This window comes from Micromonospora sp. NBC_01699, assembly GCF_036250065.1.
Classification (GTDB): domain Bacteria; phylum Actinomycetota; class Actinomycetes; order Mycobacteriales; family Micromonosporaceae; genus Micromonospora_G.
The window spans coordinates 7573597-7587749 of sequence record NZ_CP109199.1 but is presented as its reverse complement, the minus strand read 5'-3'; the positions used below and the strand labels follow the sequence as shown (position 1 = coordinate 7587749).

Genomic DNA, 14153 nt, shown 5'->3' with positions numbered 1-14153 from the left:
AGTTCTCCTACTACCGGTCGGGGGTGGGGGCGGCGCCGATGACGTCGAGGGCGAGCAGGGCGGCGCCGAGGCAGCCGGCTTCGTCGCCGAGCGTGGCCGGGACCAGTTCCGGCTCCCGGTGGAAGGTCAACCGGGTGCGCAGGGCCGCGCGCAGCGGGACGAGCAGTTCGTCACCGGCCTCGGCCAGACCGCCGCCGATCACCACCACCGCCGGGTCGTAGAGCGCCTGCGCGATCAGCAGCCCGTCGGCGAGCGCTTCCACGGTTTCCTGCCAGATCCGGGTGGCGAGCTTCTCCCCGGCCACCGCCCGGCGGACCACCTCGGCCGCGCTCGCCGGTTCGCCGGCCAGTTCGGTGTAGCGGCGGCCGACGGCGGCGGCCGAGGCGACCGCCTCCAGGCAGCCGACCTGGCCGCAGCCGCAGCGGGGCCCGTCCGGGCGTACGACGATGTGTCCGAGTTCGCCGGCCGCGCCGTGCGCGCCGACGAACGCCGTACCGTCGATGGTGAGCGCGGCGGCGATGCCGGTGCCGATGGCGACGAACAGTACGTGGCGGCCGCCCCGGCCGGCGCCGATCCGCGCCTCCGCGATGCCGCCCGCGCGCACGTCGTGGCCGAGCGCCGCCGGCAGCCCGAGGTGTTCGCCGGCAAGGGCCCGCAGCGGTACGTCGCGGAAGCCCACGTTCGCCGACCAGACCGCCACCCCGGCGGCCTCGTCCACCACCCCGGGTACGGCGATGCCGACGGCCACCGGGTCGAGCCCGTCGGTGCGGGCCCGGTCGGCCAGGCCCGCGGCGATGTCGAGGATGGTCCGGACCACCGCGTCGGGTCCCCGGTCGGCACGGGTGGGGTGCCGTTCGGTGTGGTGGCTGGTGCCGTCCGGGCGGACCAGTGCGCATTTGATGCCGGTGCCGCCGACGTCGAGCGCGATGACGACGGACGGGTCGGCGGGCGGGGTGGACCGGGCCGGCGGGGCGGCCTGGGTCACGTCAGCACCACGGAGCGGGTGAGGTTGCGCGGGGTGTCCGGGTCGAGGCCGCGGCTGACGGCGAGGGCCACCGCGAACCGCTGCGCCAGGATCAGGTCGGCCATCGGGTCGAGCGCCGTACGGCCGGCGGCCCAGTCGCCGAGCACGGTGTGGGTGCCGTTGGTGCGGCTGTGGACGAAGGCGGCGCCGGTGCTGGTGATCTCCTCGGCCAGGCCCTCGGGGATGTCGCCGAACGCCCAGACCATCCGGCCGGGGCCGGCGATGGCGATCGGGCCGTGCCGGTAGTCCATCGCCGGGTACGCCTCCGACCAGAAGGTGGCCGCCTCCCGGCACTTGAGGGCGGCCTCCTGGGCGAGCCCGATGGTCCAGCCCCGGCCGAGGAAGGTGGCCTGTTCGATCTGGGCCGGGTCGACCGGCAGCGGGGCGCGTACGGCCACCTCGGCGTCGTGGGCCAGCGCGTCGAGGTTCTCGCCGAGGTGTGCGCGCAGCAGTGCCAGGGCGCTGGTGGCGAACCGGGTCTGCACCACCGACCGCTCGTCGGCGAAGGGCAGTCGTACGTTCGCGGTGGCGAGGCCGACGGCGGGTGAGTCGGGGTCGCCGACGATGACCGTGCTGGGGGTCCGGCCGTCGACCGAGGCGAGCAGGTCGAGGACCTCGGTGGTGGTGCCGGAGCGGGTGATCGCGATGATCCGGTCGTAGTGGCGGCCGGCGGGGAACTCCGATGCCTGGAACGCGTCGGTTTCGCCGTGGCCGGCGCGCTCGCGCAGGGCGGCGTACGCCATGGCCATGAACCAGGAGGTGCCGCAGCCGACGACGGCGACCCGCTCGCCTCGCCGGGGTAGTGCGTCGGCCGACGGGCCGGCGAGTGTGGCGGCCCGCAACCAGCAGTCGGGCTGGCTGTTGATCTCCGCGTCGACGTACGCCATCAGGGCTCCCTCGCTGGCGTGAACTGCTGCGCGATACCGTTCGTTCCGACCGTCTTTCGCGCGTTATTCTGCTCGAAACACGTTCGGCATGGCAACTGTGGTGCGAGTTCGCGCAGACATACTCTTTGCGCCACCGTAGTTTCGCGCACTAGTGTGCACGCAATCAATCACCGTACGTGCATGGAGGCTCGCGGTGGACCGGTACGCGAGATGGAACGCCCTGCTGGAACTGCTGACCGAGAGCGGCCGGGTCAGTGTGGAGGATGCCGCCGCCCGGCTCGACGTCTCGCAGGCGACCATCCGGCGTGACTTCGACCAGCTCGCCCAGCAGCAGATGATCAACCGGACCCGGGGCGGCGCGGTCGCCAACGGCGTCTCGTACGACCTGCCGCTGCGTTACAAGACCGCCAAGCACTCGGCCGAGAAGCAGCGCATCGGCACCGCCGCCGCCGCACTGGTCGCGCCCGGCATGGTGGTCGGCCTCAACGGCGGCACCACCACCACGGAGGTCGCCCGTGCCCTCGCCGTTCGGCCGGACCTCAACACCAGCGCCGACGGCGCGCAGCTCACCGTCGTCACGAACGCGCTGAACATCGCCAACGAGCTGCTGGTCCGGTCCCGGATGAAGATCGTGGTGGCCGGCGGTGTGGTCCGCCCACAGTCGTTCGAGCTGGTCGGACCGCTCGGCGGGGCGCTGCTGCGCGAGGTGACCCTGGACGTGGCCCTGCTCGGGGTGGACGCGATCGACGTACAGCTCGGCGCGGCGGCCCATCACGAGGGTGAGGCGTCGATGAACAACCTGATGGTGGCGCGGGCCAAGCGGGTGGTGATCATCGCGGACTCGTCCAAGCTGGGCGGTCACGCCTTCGCCCGGATCTGCCCGGTCGAGCGGGTCGAGACCCTGGTCACCGACTCCGGGGCCGACCCGGCGATCGTCGAGGGCTTCCGGCAGGCCGGCGTACACGTCATCACCGCCTGACCGCAACGGCCGTTTTCCGTGTTCCGGCCCCCGAAGCCGTCGCATCGACTACGGTGGCGCGCGAGTCGCAACCGTTGCACGGGAGGTCGGCGTTGACGGCCGTACTGGAGATCGAGGGTCTGCGGAAGACCTACCGGAGCAGACGCCGGGGCACCCGACACGCCCTGGACGGCTTCGACATGCTGGTCGAGGCCGGGCAGGTGCACGGCTTCCTCGGCCCCAACGGTTCCGGCAAGACAACCACCCTGCGTACGCTGCTCGGTCTGATCAGGGCCAACGACGGCCGGATGGCGATCCTCGGCCGCGAGGTGCCGGCCGCCCTGCCCGAGGTCGCCGGCTCGGTCGGCGCGATCGTGGAGAGCCCGCAGTTCTTCCCGAACTTCACCGCCACCGACACCCTCTCCCTGCTCGCCGGTGCCGGCGGGGTGCCGCAGCAGCGGGTGACCGAGGTGCTGGAACTGGTCGGCCTGCGGGACCGGGCCGGGGACCGGGTCAGGTCGTACTCGTTGGGCATGAAACAGCGACTGGCGGTCGCGTCGGCGCTGCTGAAGGAACCGCGACTGCTGATCCTCGACGAGCCGGCCAACGGCCTCGACCCCGGCGGCATCCGGGAGATGCGGGCGCTGATGCGCAACCTGGCCGAGTCCGGCATGACGGTGGTGCTCTCCAGCCACATCCTGGCCGAGATCCAGCTCATCTGCGACTCCGTCACCATCATCTCGCGCGGGCGCCGGGTCGCCGCCGGACCGGTCTCCCAGGTCCTCGCCCAGCACGCCGGCAGCGGCCTGCGGGTACGCCTGGAGGCGGTCACCGAACTGCCGGTGGCGGCCGAGGCGCTGACCCGCGCCGGCGCCCGGGTGACCACCGAGGCCGACCACCTCATGGTGTACGGCGTCGAGCAACCCGCCCGGGTCAGCCGTACGCTCGCCGACCACCACCTGTACGTCAGTGAACTCGTCCCGGTCACCGCCGACCTGGAGAGCGTCTTCCTGGACCTGACCGCCACCGCGCCGGTGCCCGGCCAGCACCGTCAGGTCGACGAGTCCGCGCTCGTCGGCGGCACCGATCCAGGGGCCGCCGGATCCGGCGGCACGCCGGGAGGTTGGGGAGTATGAGCCTCTACACCACCGAACTGCGCCGGATCTTCAAGCGCCGGCTGACCCGGCTGATGCTCAGCCTGGTCGTCCTCGGACTGGCCGGCATCGCGATCGCCTTCACCGTGAACAGCCACCGGGTCGGTCCGGCGCAGGTGGCCGCCGCCGAGGTCCGGGCCGAGGCGGCGTACCAGGAGCAGTTGCGCTACCACGACGAGTCCGTACGCGCCTGCGAGGCGGCCAAGGCGGCCGGTACCGGCGCGGACCGGTTCCCGCCCGACTGCGGGCGGGAGTGGGCGCCGACCCGGGACAACTTCCAGGCACAGTGGTTCATGCCGTACCAGTTCGACTTCCGGGCCGAGTTCGGCGCCTTCATCGCCATCTTCGCCGGCATCATGGCGCTGTTCGGGTTTGTCGTCGGCGCCTCGTACATCGGGGCCGAGTGGCACAGCGGCGGCATGACCAACCTGCTGCTGTGGCGGCCGAAACGGCTGACCGTGCTGCTCACCAAGCTGGCCGCGCTGCTCAGTACGCTGCTCGGGCTCAGCGTGGTGCTCGGGGCGCTGTGGACGGCCGGCTTCTGGCTGATCGGCCGGTACGACGGGGTGACCGGGAAGCTGACCCGGGGCGTCTGGGAGTCGTTCGCGCTCTCCGGTCTGCGCGCGGTCGGCCTGGTGCTCGCGGTGGCCGCGATCGCCTTCGGCCTGGCCTCGCTGGGCCGGCACACCGCGATGGCGCTCGGGGTCGCGGTCGGCGTCACCGTGGTCAGCGAGATCGGCGTACGGACCATCATGAGCCTGATCGGCACCCCGTTCGGCGACCGGTACGTCCTGTCCACCTATGCGCTGGCCTGGTTCGAGAAGAAGTGGACGCTCTTCGACTACGAGGCGTGCAACTTCCGCCAGGGCGAGTGCGTCCCCGGCGAACTCGTGCTCACCTGGCAGGACTCGGGCCTGGTCTTCGGCATCGGCACGGCGGTCGTACTCGCCGCCGCGATCTGGGCGATGCGCCGCCGCGACGTGACCTGATCGGGATCATCCGTCGGCCAACCCCGCCGAGTCGGGGTCTGGGAGTTCGGGGCGGGCGCGATTAGGCTGGTGGGGCCGTACGGCGGGTGCGGCTGCCGAGGTCTGCGAGGAGCGCCATGAAGCCGGGTGCTGACGCTCCAGCCACGGACGGCGACGATCGCATCGAGCAGGGCGTCGAGGCGAGCACCGGGCCGGTCGTACCGGGTCAGCGGGTCGGTCCGGAGCACCGGACCGAGCCGGAGTCGCCCGATCACGACCCCGATCGGACCGAGCCGGAGTCGACGCTCACCCGGGAGTCGGCGACCGCTCCGGCGCGCGGGCTGACCGCGCGGGAGCGGGAGATCCTCGGCTTCGAGCGGCGCTGGTGGAAGCACGCCGGGGCCAAGGAACAGGCGATCCGGGACTCCTTCGACATCTCCGCGACGCGTTACTACCAGCTGCTCAACGGCCTGTTGGACAACCCGGCCGCGCTCGCCGCCGAACCCGTACTGGTGGCCCGGCTGCGCCGGTTGCGTGCCGCGCGCTCCCGCACCCGCCGCCGCTGAGTTCACCGTCCGCGGGCGGAAATTCCTACTTCTCGTACGCCTGTAGGCCGTTGCCGAGCGCGATGAAGGTGGGCGCCCACTCGCCGACGAAGATGCCCCAGCGGTCCGCCCGGTCGATCTCCGCCTTCTCGAACTGCTTCGACATCAACCAACAGCCGAAGGACAGGGCGATGCTGGCGAAGCCGGCCGCGTAGCAGTGATCCGAGCGCAAGCCCATGTCGTGCAGTTTCTTCAACATCTGGCCCCCCAAACACGAGGTGTCGTCACCCGGACACGGGTGGGCACACCGTTCTCGCTTGACGTTACCGTCGGTGACGGCGAAGGATCCTCGTGTTCGCGATAACCGGTCGCGCCGGCACGTACTTTCGCCGGCTGCGCGGGTATTCCACGGGTGGGAAGGGACTCAATCCCTCCGAGGGTGCGGGTTCGGTCGGGTAGACATGGATCAAGGCGAAACTTCTTCGACACCCCTTCGATCGAGCGCAGCCCCGCTGCCTCGCGGCAGAGCCGGAGACCTCAGGATGATGCAGGTATGGTCCGCCTCCGAAGCGGCACCGGACCGACTGGCCAACGAGGATCACGTCTTCCAGTACGGGCAACTGGTCGGCGTCCTGGACGGGGCGACCGTACCGGAGGGTTTCGACACCGGTTGCGTACACGGCCCGGCGTGGTACGTCCGCCGGTTGGCCGCGCGGATCGGCCTGGCCGCGGCGGACCGCCCCGGCGCCACGCTGATGGAGATCCTGGCGGCGGCGATCGACGCGGTACGGGGCGATCACGGCAACCGGTGCGATCTCGGGCATCCCGGCACCCCGTCGTCCACCGTCTGCCTGATCCGCGAGGGCAGTGAGCACGTCGACTACCTGGTGCTCTGTGACAGTCCGCTGGTGGTCGACCTCGGCAGCCGGTTGCAGGTGATCACCGACGACCGGCTGGAGACGACGATGGTCGGGCTGAAATCGGCCGCGTTCGCGGGCGGGGTGGGCCACGACGACGGCGACCCGCAGGCCCGGTTCCGCCGCTCGGTGACCTGGCAGCGGCAGCAGATGAACACCCCCGGCGGCTACTGGGTGTCAGCCGCCGACCCGGAGGCGGCGTACCACGCCATCGGCGGCGGGCTGTCGCTGGCCGGGCCGGATCGGGTACGCCGGGTCGCGCTGCTCACCGACGGCGCGTCGTACGCGGTGGACAAGCTCGGGCTGTTCGACTGGCAGAGCCTGCTGGCCCTGCTCACCGCCGAGGGGCCGAGCGAGTTGATCCGCCGGGTCCGCGCCGCCGAGCAGGACAACGGCGACGGCCGGGACCGGCACCGGTTCAAGCGGTACGACGACGCGACCGCCGCACTGTGCCGCTTCGACCGCTGACCGCCTGCCACCAGCGGACGGGCGGAAGGTCCACGGAGTCCGGCTGATCCGCGGCGGCGCGGTCTTGGCGGACCGATGAGTCGGCCAAGACCGCGCGCACGGGCGGCCCACCACCGGTCGGGCGGCGTACCACGGGAGAGCCTCGTGGGCTCAACGTCTCCGCTCCTCCAGCAACTGTTCGAGGTCGCGGTAGGACAGTTGCCGGCTCCGACGCGGCCCGGCCGACCTGCCGGCCGCCGTCCGGCTGTGCCGGGCGGGGGGCCGACGGCTCGGGGTGCTGCGGGCGAGCGGGCTCGGGGACATGCCGGGGAAGGTCGGTCGGGGCACCCGTCGGCCGCTCACCAGGTCGCCGTGCCGGCGGCGGTAGGTCTTCCCCACCGGCGGGCGGTGCTTGAGCCGCATCGCCGGACCCTCGACGAAGTGCCAGGACGGCACCGCGAACAGCAGCGTGCCGAGCAGGCTGAGGACGATGTAGCCGAACAGGCCGAACTGGGCCGCGCCGAGCAGCGCGATGATCTGCTGCACCGGGAACCCGTAGATGTAGAGCCCGTACGTGTAGTCCCGACCACGGCCGAACCGGGCCAGCCGCTGTGGCAGCGCCACCGCCAGGTAGAGCACCAGGTAGGCGATCGTCGGCGGGCCGATCGCGACGAACGCCCCGAACGTCAGCGAAGCCAGCAGCAGCGCGGCGGCCAGCGCGGCCAACGATCCGTGCATCGGGATCCGGTGCGGGTAGAGCCGGGCGGCGGCGCCCAGGACGAAGAGGAACCCGAGGTAGAGCGTCCAGTCGGCGGCGAACGATCCGATCAGCGGGAACGGGCCGACCGCGCCGTGCTGCGGTGGTCGGCTGGTCCAGTCCGGGGCGGTGAGCAGGTCGCGCAGGATGAACACGTAGCAGATGGCGGCGAGCAGCAGTATCGCCCTGGGCGCCCGGCGCAGCACCGCGGTGGCGATCAGTACGGCGATGATCCCGTAGAACGCCAGGTCGTAGCGGAGTGTCCAGAGTGAGCCGTCGAACGCGCTCGGGCCGCCCATCATCTGCCCGAACGGGGTGCCGGTGAGCAGCCCGGAGATGGAAAACTGCTCCATCGAGGCGAGCCAGTTGGTGGTGAGGTAGTCGAACGGACCGTCCGGGTGGCTCCAGAACCCGTCCAGGCTGCCACGTTCGTAGAGGGCGACCAGCGGGGCGAAGACGAGGGCGGTGACGAGCAGGCAGACCCACAGTCCGGGGAAGACGCGTACGAAGCGGGCCCAGGCGTACTGGCGGAACGAGTGGCGCAGACCGCTCTCGGTGATGAGGAATCCCGAGACGAGGAAGAACCCGTACAGCGACATGGTGCCGAGGTCGCTCTGCTCGGACGAGAAGCCCCAGCCGATACTCGGCTCGCCGAAGCCGAGTGGCTTGGCGTGCGCGATGATCACGCCGCAGGCCAGTGCCATCCGGAGTACGCCGAAGGCGTTCTGCTTGGCCGAGTACCGGTCCTTGAGCGTGGGAAGGTGGTGCCAGTAGGACCAGAACGCGCGCACTGACGGCTCCCTCACGATCGTTGGACGGACACGCCGGCCCCGGCGCTGCCGCCGATAGGTTGGGCGAGATTTGCCCGCCGCCTACCCGTACGGGCTGGCTGGGCTCATAAAGCATTATTACTACGGTTTGAGAACGATTTGACCGGTATTAGGGAACTCGTCCATCCCGTCCTCGGTGCGAGGTACCTACTGTCGGTCACCATCGGACCGGCCGTTCAGGCCCCGCCCCGGCTGTACCGGACAGGGCGTCCCGGCAATAACGGCAGCGCTTGGCCAAAGTGGTGGACGAGGCGGGTTCGGGCCGGGAACACTGCGGTCGTGAGCAGCAACGTACAACTGAAGCCGATCGACGAGCAGACCCTGGAGCCGTTGCTGTCCGTAGCCGTCGCGGAGGCGGAACCCGACGACGTGATGCCGCCGGTGACGGCCCCGGCCGGCTGGTCACACGCGCGCCGGGAGGCGTTCCGGGAGTTCCACCGAGCGCGGTTCGACGGGTTGGACGGCTCCGCCCGTACGCTCATGTTCGCGATCGTGGTCGACGGTGACGTGGTCGGGATGATCCGGATGAGCCACCACGACAAACCGGCGACCATGGAAACCGGAATGTGGCTGGGCAAGTCGGCGCGGGGCCAGGGCATCGCCGCCACCGCGCTGCGGCTACTGCTCGCCGAGGCGATCGGAGCCGGCGCCCGCCTGGTCGTGGCCGAGACCACTGCCGACAACGGTCCCGCGCTCGGCGTCCTCCGTCGGGCCGGTGCGGAACTCGAACGGGACGGCGAAGCGGTCAGAGCCCGAATCAGACTCGGCTGACCGTCGCCTCGCCCAGGACGACCTCGGCGCGGGTGGGCTCGCCCCGCCCGAGAAGCAGGACCGTCCTGTGCAACAGGCGCGACGCCGACATCCGTACTCGTACTACGCGGTCCTGAGCCGGCTGCGGTACGCGCGCATCGACGCCTGCGAGCCGCATGCGGCACTGCAATAGAGGCCGGAGGTGTTGCGGGTCTTGTCGAAGAAGCCGGAGTGGCAGGACGAGTTCTTGCATACCTTCACCCGTGACCAGCCCCCGCGCGCGGCCAGGTCGGCGACGGCGGCGAACAGCGAGCCGAACGCCCCCGGTACGCCGGACTGGGACGCGACGAGCGTGCAGCCCTCGGCGCTGACCCTCGGGGTGAGCGGGTAGCGCTCCGCGATGCGCTGGAGATACGTCTCGGCATCCGGTACCGCCGCGTCGTCGTCAACGCAGCCGGCGTGCGACCGGAGGATCGTCACGAAGGCCGCGCGCAGCTCCTGGGCGGCAATCGCGTCGGCATAGGTGGCGGTCGGGGCGGCGTCGGCGCGGCCGGCTCGGGTGAGCCAGTCGGCCAGCCCGGTCCGGTCGTCGAGCAGCTCGGGTTGTCCGTTGCCGGTGGGACGGGTGTTGACGAAGCCAAGGATCAGCTCCGAGCTGTCGCACACGCTGGGGGGACACGCGTACGTCTCCGTTCCCGGCATGGTCAACCACCTCCTCGTCCGACAAAGCTACCGTACCTCGGGCCCGATACCGAGGTGATGTCCTAAGTCTCAACGATACTAACGCGAGCCATCAAGATCGGCCTGCCGTTATGAGTGACGGTGCTACGGTCGTTGCGGCGGTGTGGAACGTGTCGCGCCTGAGAATGCTCGGCGGCCCGTTCCCGGGCCGCGTTACACGGGAGGTATTCATGTCATCGATCCTTATGGTCCTGACCTCGGCCCGAACCTGGACCCAGCGCGACGGGAGCCAGCGACCCACCGGCTTCTGGGCCGAGGAATTCGTGGTGCCGCATCGCCTCCTCACCGAGGCCGGGGTGGACGTCACCATCGCCACCCCCGGCGGGCTGGTGCCCGTCGCCGACGGGGGCAGCCTGGCGTTGGAGACGAACGGGGGCGACGCCGAGAAGGTGGCCGAACTGCACGCGTACCTGGAGCAGGTCGCCGGCCTGCTGGAGAGGCCCGTACGGCTGGAGGACGTCGATGCCACCGCCTTCGACGGCGTACTCATCCCCGGTGGTCACGGCCCGATGCAGGACCTGGCGGTGAACCCCGATGTCGCGCGGGTGCTGTCCACCCTGCTGCCGGACCAGACCAAGGTGGTCGCCTCCCTCTGCCACGGCCCGGCGAGCTTCTTCTCCGCCGGCAACCCCGATGGCAGCTGGCTGTTCAAGGGACGCAGGCTGACCGCGTTCACCGACGAGGAGGAGCGGCAGGCCGGTCTCGCCGACAACGCGACCTGGCTGGTGGAGCAGCGGCTGCGTCAGGCGGGCGCCGAGTTCGAGTCCGGTCCGGCCTGGGCGTCGTACGTGGTGGTCGACGGCAACCTGATCACCGGCCAGAACCCGGAGTCCAGCCGGGCGGGCGCCGAGGCAGTGCTGAAGGAACTGGCCACCCACGTCTGAGCGCCCGGCGCGGGTTCAGAAGGTTCGTCCGGCAGGGGCAGTGCGACGTCCGCCAGGTCGAGGAGTTCGTAGCGGAGCGGGCTGCCCAGCCGGGGCGACGGCGCCGGAAACGAAGAGTTCCACGGTAGTGTGGATGTCATGGTGGCGGCGTACGAGGAACTGCCGTTCAGTGAGTTTCTGCACCGGCCGGCGGCCGCTGCCGATCGACTGGACGTGGTACGAGCATTGCGGCTGCGACGCCGCGACGCCGGTGATCTCGCCCTGATGCGGGTCGACCAGATGGAACGCGACGGTGTGGTGGTGGACTTCACCGCACGCCTGTTGGCCGGTCTGGTCCGTTCCGAGCCGCTGGACGTGGTGCGCCGAGTCCTCGGCGAGGCGTTGCCCTGGGTGACCTTCCTGCCCGAGGCGGACGTGGACCAGTTGCTCTCCGAACTGGTGACGGTGGCCCAGGGCGCGGCATCCCTGGAGAACCTGTCCCCGATCGCGGTCCTGCTGACCCAGTGGCGGCACACCGCCGAGATCTACAGCGATCCGGCCCTGCTGGAGATCCTCACCCGCGAACCCGAGGGGGATTTCGGTCCGGTCCAAGCTCCGGATACCGAGCAGTGACGCCGAAGCGGGGCGACCGGGCGGCACCGCCGCCGATCGAGGGGGAGTTCGACCTCCGGTTCGCCACCTCGGCCGCTGCGGAGGGCTGGGAGAACCTCGCCCGCCAGACGCCCGCGAACCTGCGCCGGGCGTACGACGCGATCCGCGCAAAGCCGAGGGCCACCGCGTCACCGGAGCGGCACCACCGGCTCAAGGGCGCTCTGGCCACCGGGATGTGGAAGGGCCAGGCCCACGAACGCTGGCAGTACGAGGTTACCGGCGGCGGTCGCATCTGGTACCTCGTCGACGACACGAGCCGGACGGCGTGGATCACCTATGCCGGCACCGGACATCCACGGGAGACCGACTGATAATCCGGTGACTATCCGGGGCTGTGCTGCTCCGCGTACGCGGCGAGCCAGGCGACCTGGACGGGGTCGAGCGACGCCCGTACCCGTTTGCGGGCGGCGGCGACGTGCGCGGCGGTGACCGTGGCCGCGGACAGTGACTCCCGCATCGCGACCAGGGCGGCTTCCCGGATCAGGGCCGCGCAGTCGGCCGCCGAGAACCCGTCCAACGACTTCGCCACCGCCACCAGGTCGACGTCCGGCGCGAGCGGCACCGACTTCGCCACCGCCCGCAGGATGTCGGCCCGCCCACCATCGTCCGGCGGCGGTACGTAGACCAGCCGCTCCAACCGGCCCGGCCGCAGCAGCGCCGGGTCGACCAGGTCGGGCCGGTTCGTCGCGCCGACCACTATCACGTTCCGCAGGGTCTCCACCCCGTCGAGTTCGGTCAGCAGGGCGGCGACCACCCGGTCCGTGGTGCCGCCGTCGGTGGCCTGGCCCCGGGTCGGGGCGAGCGCGTCCACCTCGTCCAGGAAGATCAGGGTCGGGGCGGCGTCGCGGGCCCGGCGGAACAGTTCGCGTACGGCACGTTCGCTCTCGCCGACCCACTTGGAGAGCAGTTCGGCGCCCTTGACCGAGAGCACGTTCGCCCGCCCCGAGCCGGCGAGCGCGGTGACCAGGAACGTCTTGCCGCAGCCGGGCGGCCCGTAGAGCAGCACCCCGCGCGGCGGCTGCACACCGAGCCGGGCGAACGTGTCCGGGTAGGTGAGCGGCCAGAGCACCGACTCGGTCAGCGTCTCCTTCACCTGCGCCATGTCCCCGACGTCGTCCAGTGTCACCGTGGCCAACCGCAGCGTCGACGACGACATCGAGGTGGGCCGGACCACCTCCAGCGCGGCGGTGAAGTCGACCATCGCCACCACCGGCGATTCGTCGGTGCGTTGGCGCAACGCCGCCCGGACACCGGCCTCGCGGGCCAGCGCGGCCAGGTCGGCGGCGACAAATCCGGGCGTACGGGCGGCCACCTCGTCCAGCCGTACGTCCTCGGCCAGCGGCATCTTCCGGGTGAGCACCGCCAACTGCTCGCGTCGCAGGGCGGTGTCCGGCAGCGGCACGGCCAGTTCCAGCGACAGCAGGTCCGGTGCACGCAGCGACGGGTCGACCGCCTCCGGTCGGCTGGTCGTACAGACCACGGCGGCACCGGCCCGGATCGTGTCGCCGAGCAGCTGCCGGAACACCGTCGCCAGCGGCCCCGGTTCGTCGCGCGGGGCGAGCGCCTCGACATCGGTCACCAGGAGTACGGCCGGCCCGTGACCGCGTACGGAGGTGGTGAGCGCGTCCAGGCGGCGGGCGGCGGCGTCGTTGGTCAGCGCCGCCAACTCGGGCGCCCAGAGCGTCTCGATCCGGGCGCCGACCGTGCCGGCGACCGCCCGTACCAGTGCCGACTTGCCGGAGCCGGCCGCACCGGTGATCAGCACGCCGAGGGAGATGGTGGTGCCGAGCCGCCCCAGCACCTCCCCGTGATGGAACCCGAGGTCGAGCAGTTCGGTCAGCGCCTGCGCCTGGGCCCGTACGCCGGGCAGGTCGGCCAGGGTCGGCGCCGGCTCCGGCTCGACCAGCGGCAGGTGCGACGGCGCCGTGCTCCGGGCCGGTACGGCACTCCGGTAGCCGGACCGCTCCCGCCCAGGGTCCACGGCACCCGCCGGCGCGTCGGTGCCGGTCGGCTGCGGCATCCCGTTCGTCGCGGGACCGCCCGACCAGCCGACCACGGTGTCCATGGTGACCAGGGCGGCGGACGCGGGCTCGGCGGCGGTGACGGTGAGCAGGGTGCTCGTCCAGGCGTACCCCATGGTGTTCGCCAGGCTCCGCCGGGCGGCGTCGACCAGCGCCCGCACCCCGTCGTCCGGCAGTACGTCGCGCGGCAGCAGCGACACGTCGTCGCCCACCGTGACCAGCTTGCCGAGCAGGGCCAGCCGCAGCAGCTCCACCGGTACGACCGCGGCCACCTCCGGCGGCCCGGTCAGGACCACCCGGTGGGCGGCCAGCACCGGCACCGGTGCGACCGTCACCGGGTCACCGGCGCGCACGCCCAGGTTGCCCAGCAGGAGATCGTCGGCGTGCAACAGGTCCCGTCCGCTGGCCGGCTCCGCGCGGGCCACGATGCCGGCGGTGGTCCGGCGACCGGTCAGCCGTACGGGATCACCGGGATGCAGCCCCAGCGCGGTCAGTACGGTCGGATGCAGCCGGACGATGCCCCGGCGGGCGTCCAGGGTCGCCGATCGCAGGTTCGCGGTGAGAGTGAGATCGGGCTCGGCCACCGGCCGAGCGTAGCCGCCGCCGGCACCCCTGATCC

15 protein-coding genes are annotated in these 14153 nt (G+C 71.5%); 9 read left to right on the top strand and 6 right to left on the bottom strand.

Annotation, left to right across the window (positions count from 1 at the left end):
- Positions 1 to 10: 10 nt before the first annotated feature.
- Both OG792_RS31330 and OG792_RS31325 read right to left on the bottom strand, forming a co-directional pair.
- The gene (locus tag OG792_RS31330; protein ID WP_329105000.1) at positions 11 to 985 is read right to left on the bottom strand and encodes an ROK family protein; all 975 of its coding nucleotides are present in this window, start codon (positions 983 to 985) and stop codon (positions 11 to 13) included.
- Positions 982 to 1911 (bottom strand): SIS domain-containing protein, encoded by a 930-nt coding sequence (locus tag OG792_RS31325; protein WP_329104998.1) that lies wholly within the window; start codon positions 1909 to 1911, stop codon positions 982 to 984. The genes OG792_RS31330 and OG792_RS31325 overlap by 4 nt, the downstream gene beginning before the upstream one ends.
- Positions 1912 to 2104: 193 nt before the next feature.
- Between OG792_RS31325 and OG792_RS31320 the strand changes: the two genes are divergently transcribed.
- The 4 genes from OG792_RS31320 (at position 2105) to OG792_RS31305 (ending at position 5557) form a co-directional block, all read left to right on the top strand.
- Complete coding sequence (locus OG792_RS31320) at positions 2105 to 2890, top strand: DeoR/GlpR family DNA-binding transcription regulator (protein ID WP_329104997.1); 786 nt, start codon at positions 2105 to 2107, stop codon at positions 2888 to 2890.
- 92 nt (positions 2891 to 2982) lie between these two features.
- Complete coding sequence (locus OG792_RS31315; RefSeq protein WP_329104995.1) at positions 2983 to 4005, top strand: ATP-binding cassette domain-containing protein; 1023 nt, start codon at positions 2983 to 2985, stop codon at positions 4003 to 4005.
- The gene (locus OG792_RS31310) at positions 4002 to 5012 is read left to right on the top strand and encodes an ABC transporter permease subunit (RefSeq protein WP_329104993.1); all 1011 of its coding nucleotides are present in this window, start codon (positions 4002 to 4004) and stop codon (positions 5010 to 5012) included. Before OG792_RS31315 ends, OG792_RS31310 begins: the two co-directional genes overlap by 4 nt.
- 116 nt (positions 5013 to 5128) lie before the next feature.
- On the top strand, positions 5129 to 5557 hold the full coding sequence (locus tag OG792_RS31305; protein WP_329104991.1) for a DUF3263 domain-containing protein: 429 nt from the start codon (positions 5129 to 5131) through the stop codon (positions 5555 to 5557).
- A gap of 25 nt (positions 5558 to 5582) precedes the next feature.
- Here OG792_RS31305 and OG792_RS31300 read toward each other — a convergent pair whose 3' ends face one another.
- Entirely contained in the window at positions 5583 to 5795 is a 213-nt protein-coding gene (locus OG792_RS31300; RefSeq protein WP_329104989.1) for a hypothetical protein, read from the bottom strand.
- 283 nt (positions 5796 to 6078) lie between these two features.
- On the opposite strand from OG792_RS31300, the gene OG792_RS31295 reads away from it, so the two are divergent.
- Positions 6079 to 6921 (top strand): hypothetical protein, encoded by an 843-nt coding sequence (locus OG792_RS31295; RefSeq protein ID WP_329104988.1) that lies wholly within the window; start codon positions 6079 to 6081, stop codon positions 6919 to 6921.
- A gap of 150 nt (positions 6922 to 7071) precedes the next feature.
- Here the strand turns inward: OG792_RS31295 and OG792_RS31290 are convergent, their stop codons facing one another.
- Positions 7072 to 8448 carry an acyltransferase family protein gene (locus OG792_RS31290; protein ID WP_329104986.1) on the bottom strand — a complete coding sequence of 459 codons (1377 nt, stop codon included), beginning with the start codon at positions 8446 to 8448 and terminating at the stop codon, positions 7072 to 7074.
- Between the two features lie 318 nt (positions 8449 to 8766).
- Between OG792_RS31290 and OG792_RS31285 the strand changes: the two genes are divergently transcribed.
- Positions 8767 to 9258, top strand: coding sequence for a GNAT family N-acetyltransferase (locus OG792_RS31285; RefSeq protein WP_329104984.1), 492 nt, complete (start codon positions 8767 to 8769; stop codon positions 9256 to 9258).
- Between the two features lie 102 nt (positions 9259 to 9360).
- Here OG792_RS31285 and OG792_RS31280 read toward each other — a convergent pair whose 3' ends face one another.
- Entirely contained in the window at positions 9361 to 9939 is a 579-nt protein-coding gene (locus tag OG792_RS31280) for a CGNR zinc finger domain-containing protein (protein ID WP_329104982.1), read from the bottom strand.
- Between the two features lie 209 nt (positions 9940 to 10148).
- Here OG792_RS31280 and OG792_RS31275 point away from each other — a divergent pair, with 209 nt between their 5' ends.
- From OG792_RS31275 to OG792_RS31265, 3 genes are all read left to right on the top strand, one after another.
- Positions 10149 to 10862 (top strand): type 1 glutamine amidotransferase domain-containing protein, encoded by a 714-nt coding sequence (locus OG792_RS31275; RefSeq protein WP_329104980.1) that lies wholly within the window; start codon positions 10149 to 10151, stop codon positions 10860 to 10862.
- Positions 10863 to 11000: 138 nt separating this feature from the next.
- On the top strand, positions 11001 to 11474 hold the full coding sequence (locus tag OG792_RS31270) for a hypothetical protein (protein WP_329104979.1): 474 nt from the start codon (positions 11001 to 11003) through the stop codon (positions 11472 to 11474).
- Positions 11471 to 11824 carry a hypothetical protein gene (locus tag OG792_RS31265; protein ID WP_329104977.1) on the top strand — a complete coding sequence of 118 codons (354 nt, stop codon included), beginning with the start codon at positions 11471 to 11473 and terminating at the stop codon, positions 11822 to 11824. Before OG792_RS31270 ends, OG792_RS31265 begins: the two co-directional genes overlap by 4 nt.
- 11 nt (positions 11825 to 11835) lie before the next feature.
- Here the strand turns inward: OG792_RS31265 and OG792_RS31260 are convergent, their stop codons facing one another.
- Positions 11836 to 14118 carry an AAA family ATPase gene (locus OG792_RS31260; RefSeq protein ID WP_329104975.1) on the bottom strand — a complete coding sequence of 761 codons (2283 nt, stop codon included), beginning with the start codon at positions 14116 to 14118 and terminating at the stop codon, positions 11836 to 11838.
- Positions 14119 to 14153 lie beyond the last annotated feature (35 nt).

Bases quoted from the DNA above. Each gene is read 5' to 3' on its own strand.
- OG792_RS31310 (WP_329104993.1), top strand. From the start codon at position 4,002: ATGAGCCTCTACACCACCGAACTGCGCCGGATCTTCAAGCGCCGGCTG.
- OG792_RS31270 (WP_329104979.1), top strand. From the start codon at position 11,001: ATGGTGGCGGCGTACGAGGAACTGCCGTTCAGTGAGTTTCTGCACCGG.
- OG792_RS31280 (WP_329104982.1), bottom strand. From the start codon at position 9,939: ATGCCGGGAACGGAGACGTACGCGTGTCCCCCCAGCGTGTGCGACAGC.
- OG792_RS31295 (WP_329104988.1), top strand. From the start codon at position 6,079: ATGATGCAGGTATGGTCCGCCTCCGAAGCGGCACCGGACCGACTGGCC.
- OG792_RS31325 (WP_329104998.1), bottom strand. From the start codon at position 1,911: ATGGCGTACGTCGACGCGGAGATCAACAGCCAGCCCGACTGCTGGTTG.
- OG792_RS31275 (WP_329104980.1), top strand. From the start codon at position 10,149: ATGTCATCGATCCTTATGGTCCTGACCTCGGCCCGAACCTGGACCCAG.
- OG792_RS31305 (WP_329104991.1), top strand. From the start codon at position 5,129: ATGAAGCCGGGTGCTGACGCTCCAGCCACGGACGGCGACGATCGCATC.
- OG792_RS31300 (WP_329104989.1), bottom strand. From the start codon at position 5,795: ATGTTGAAGAAACTGCACGACATGGGCTTGCGCTCGGATCACTGCTAC.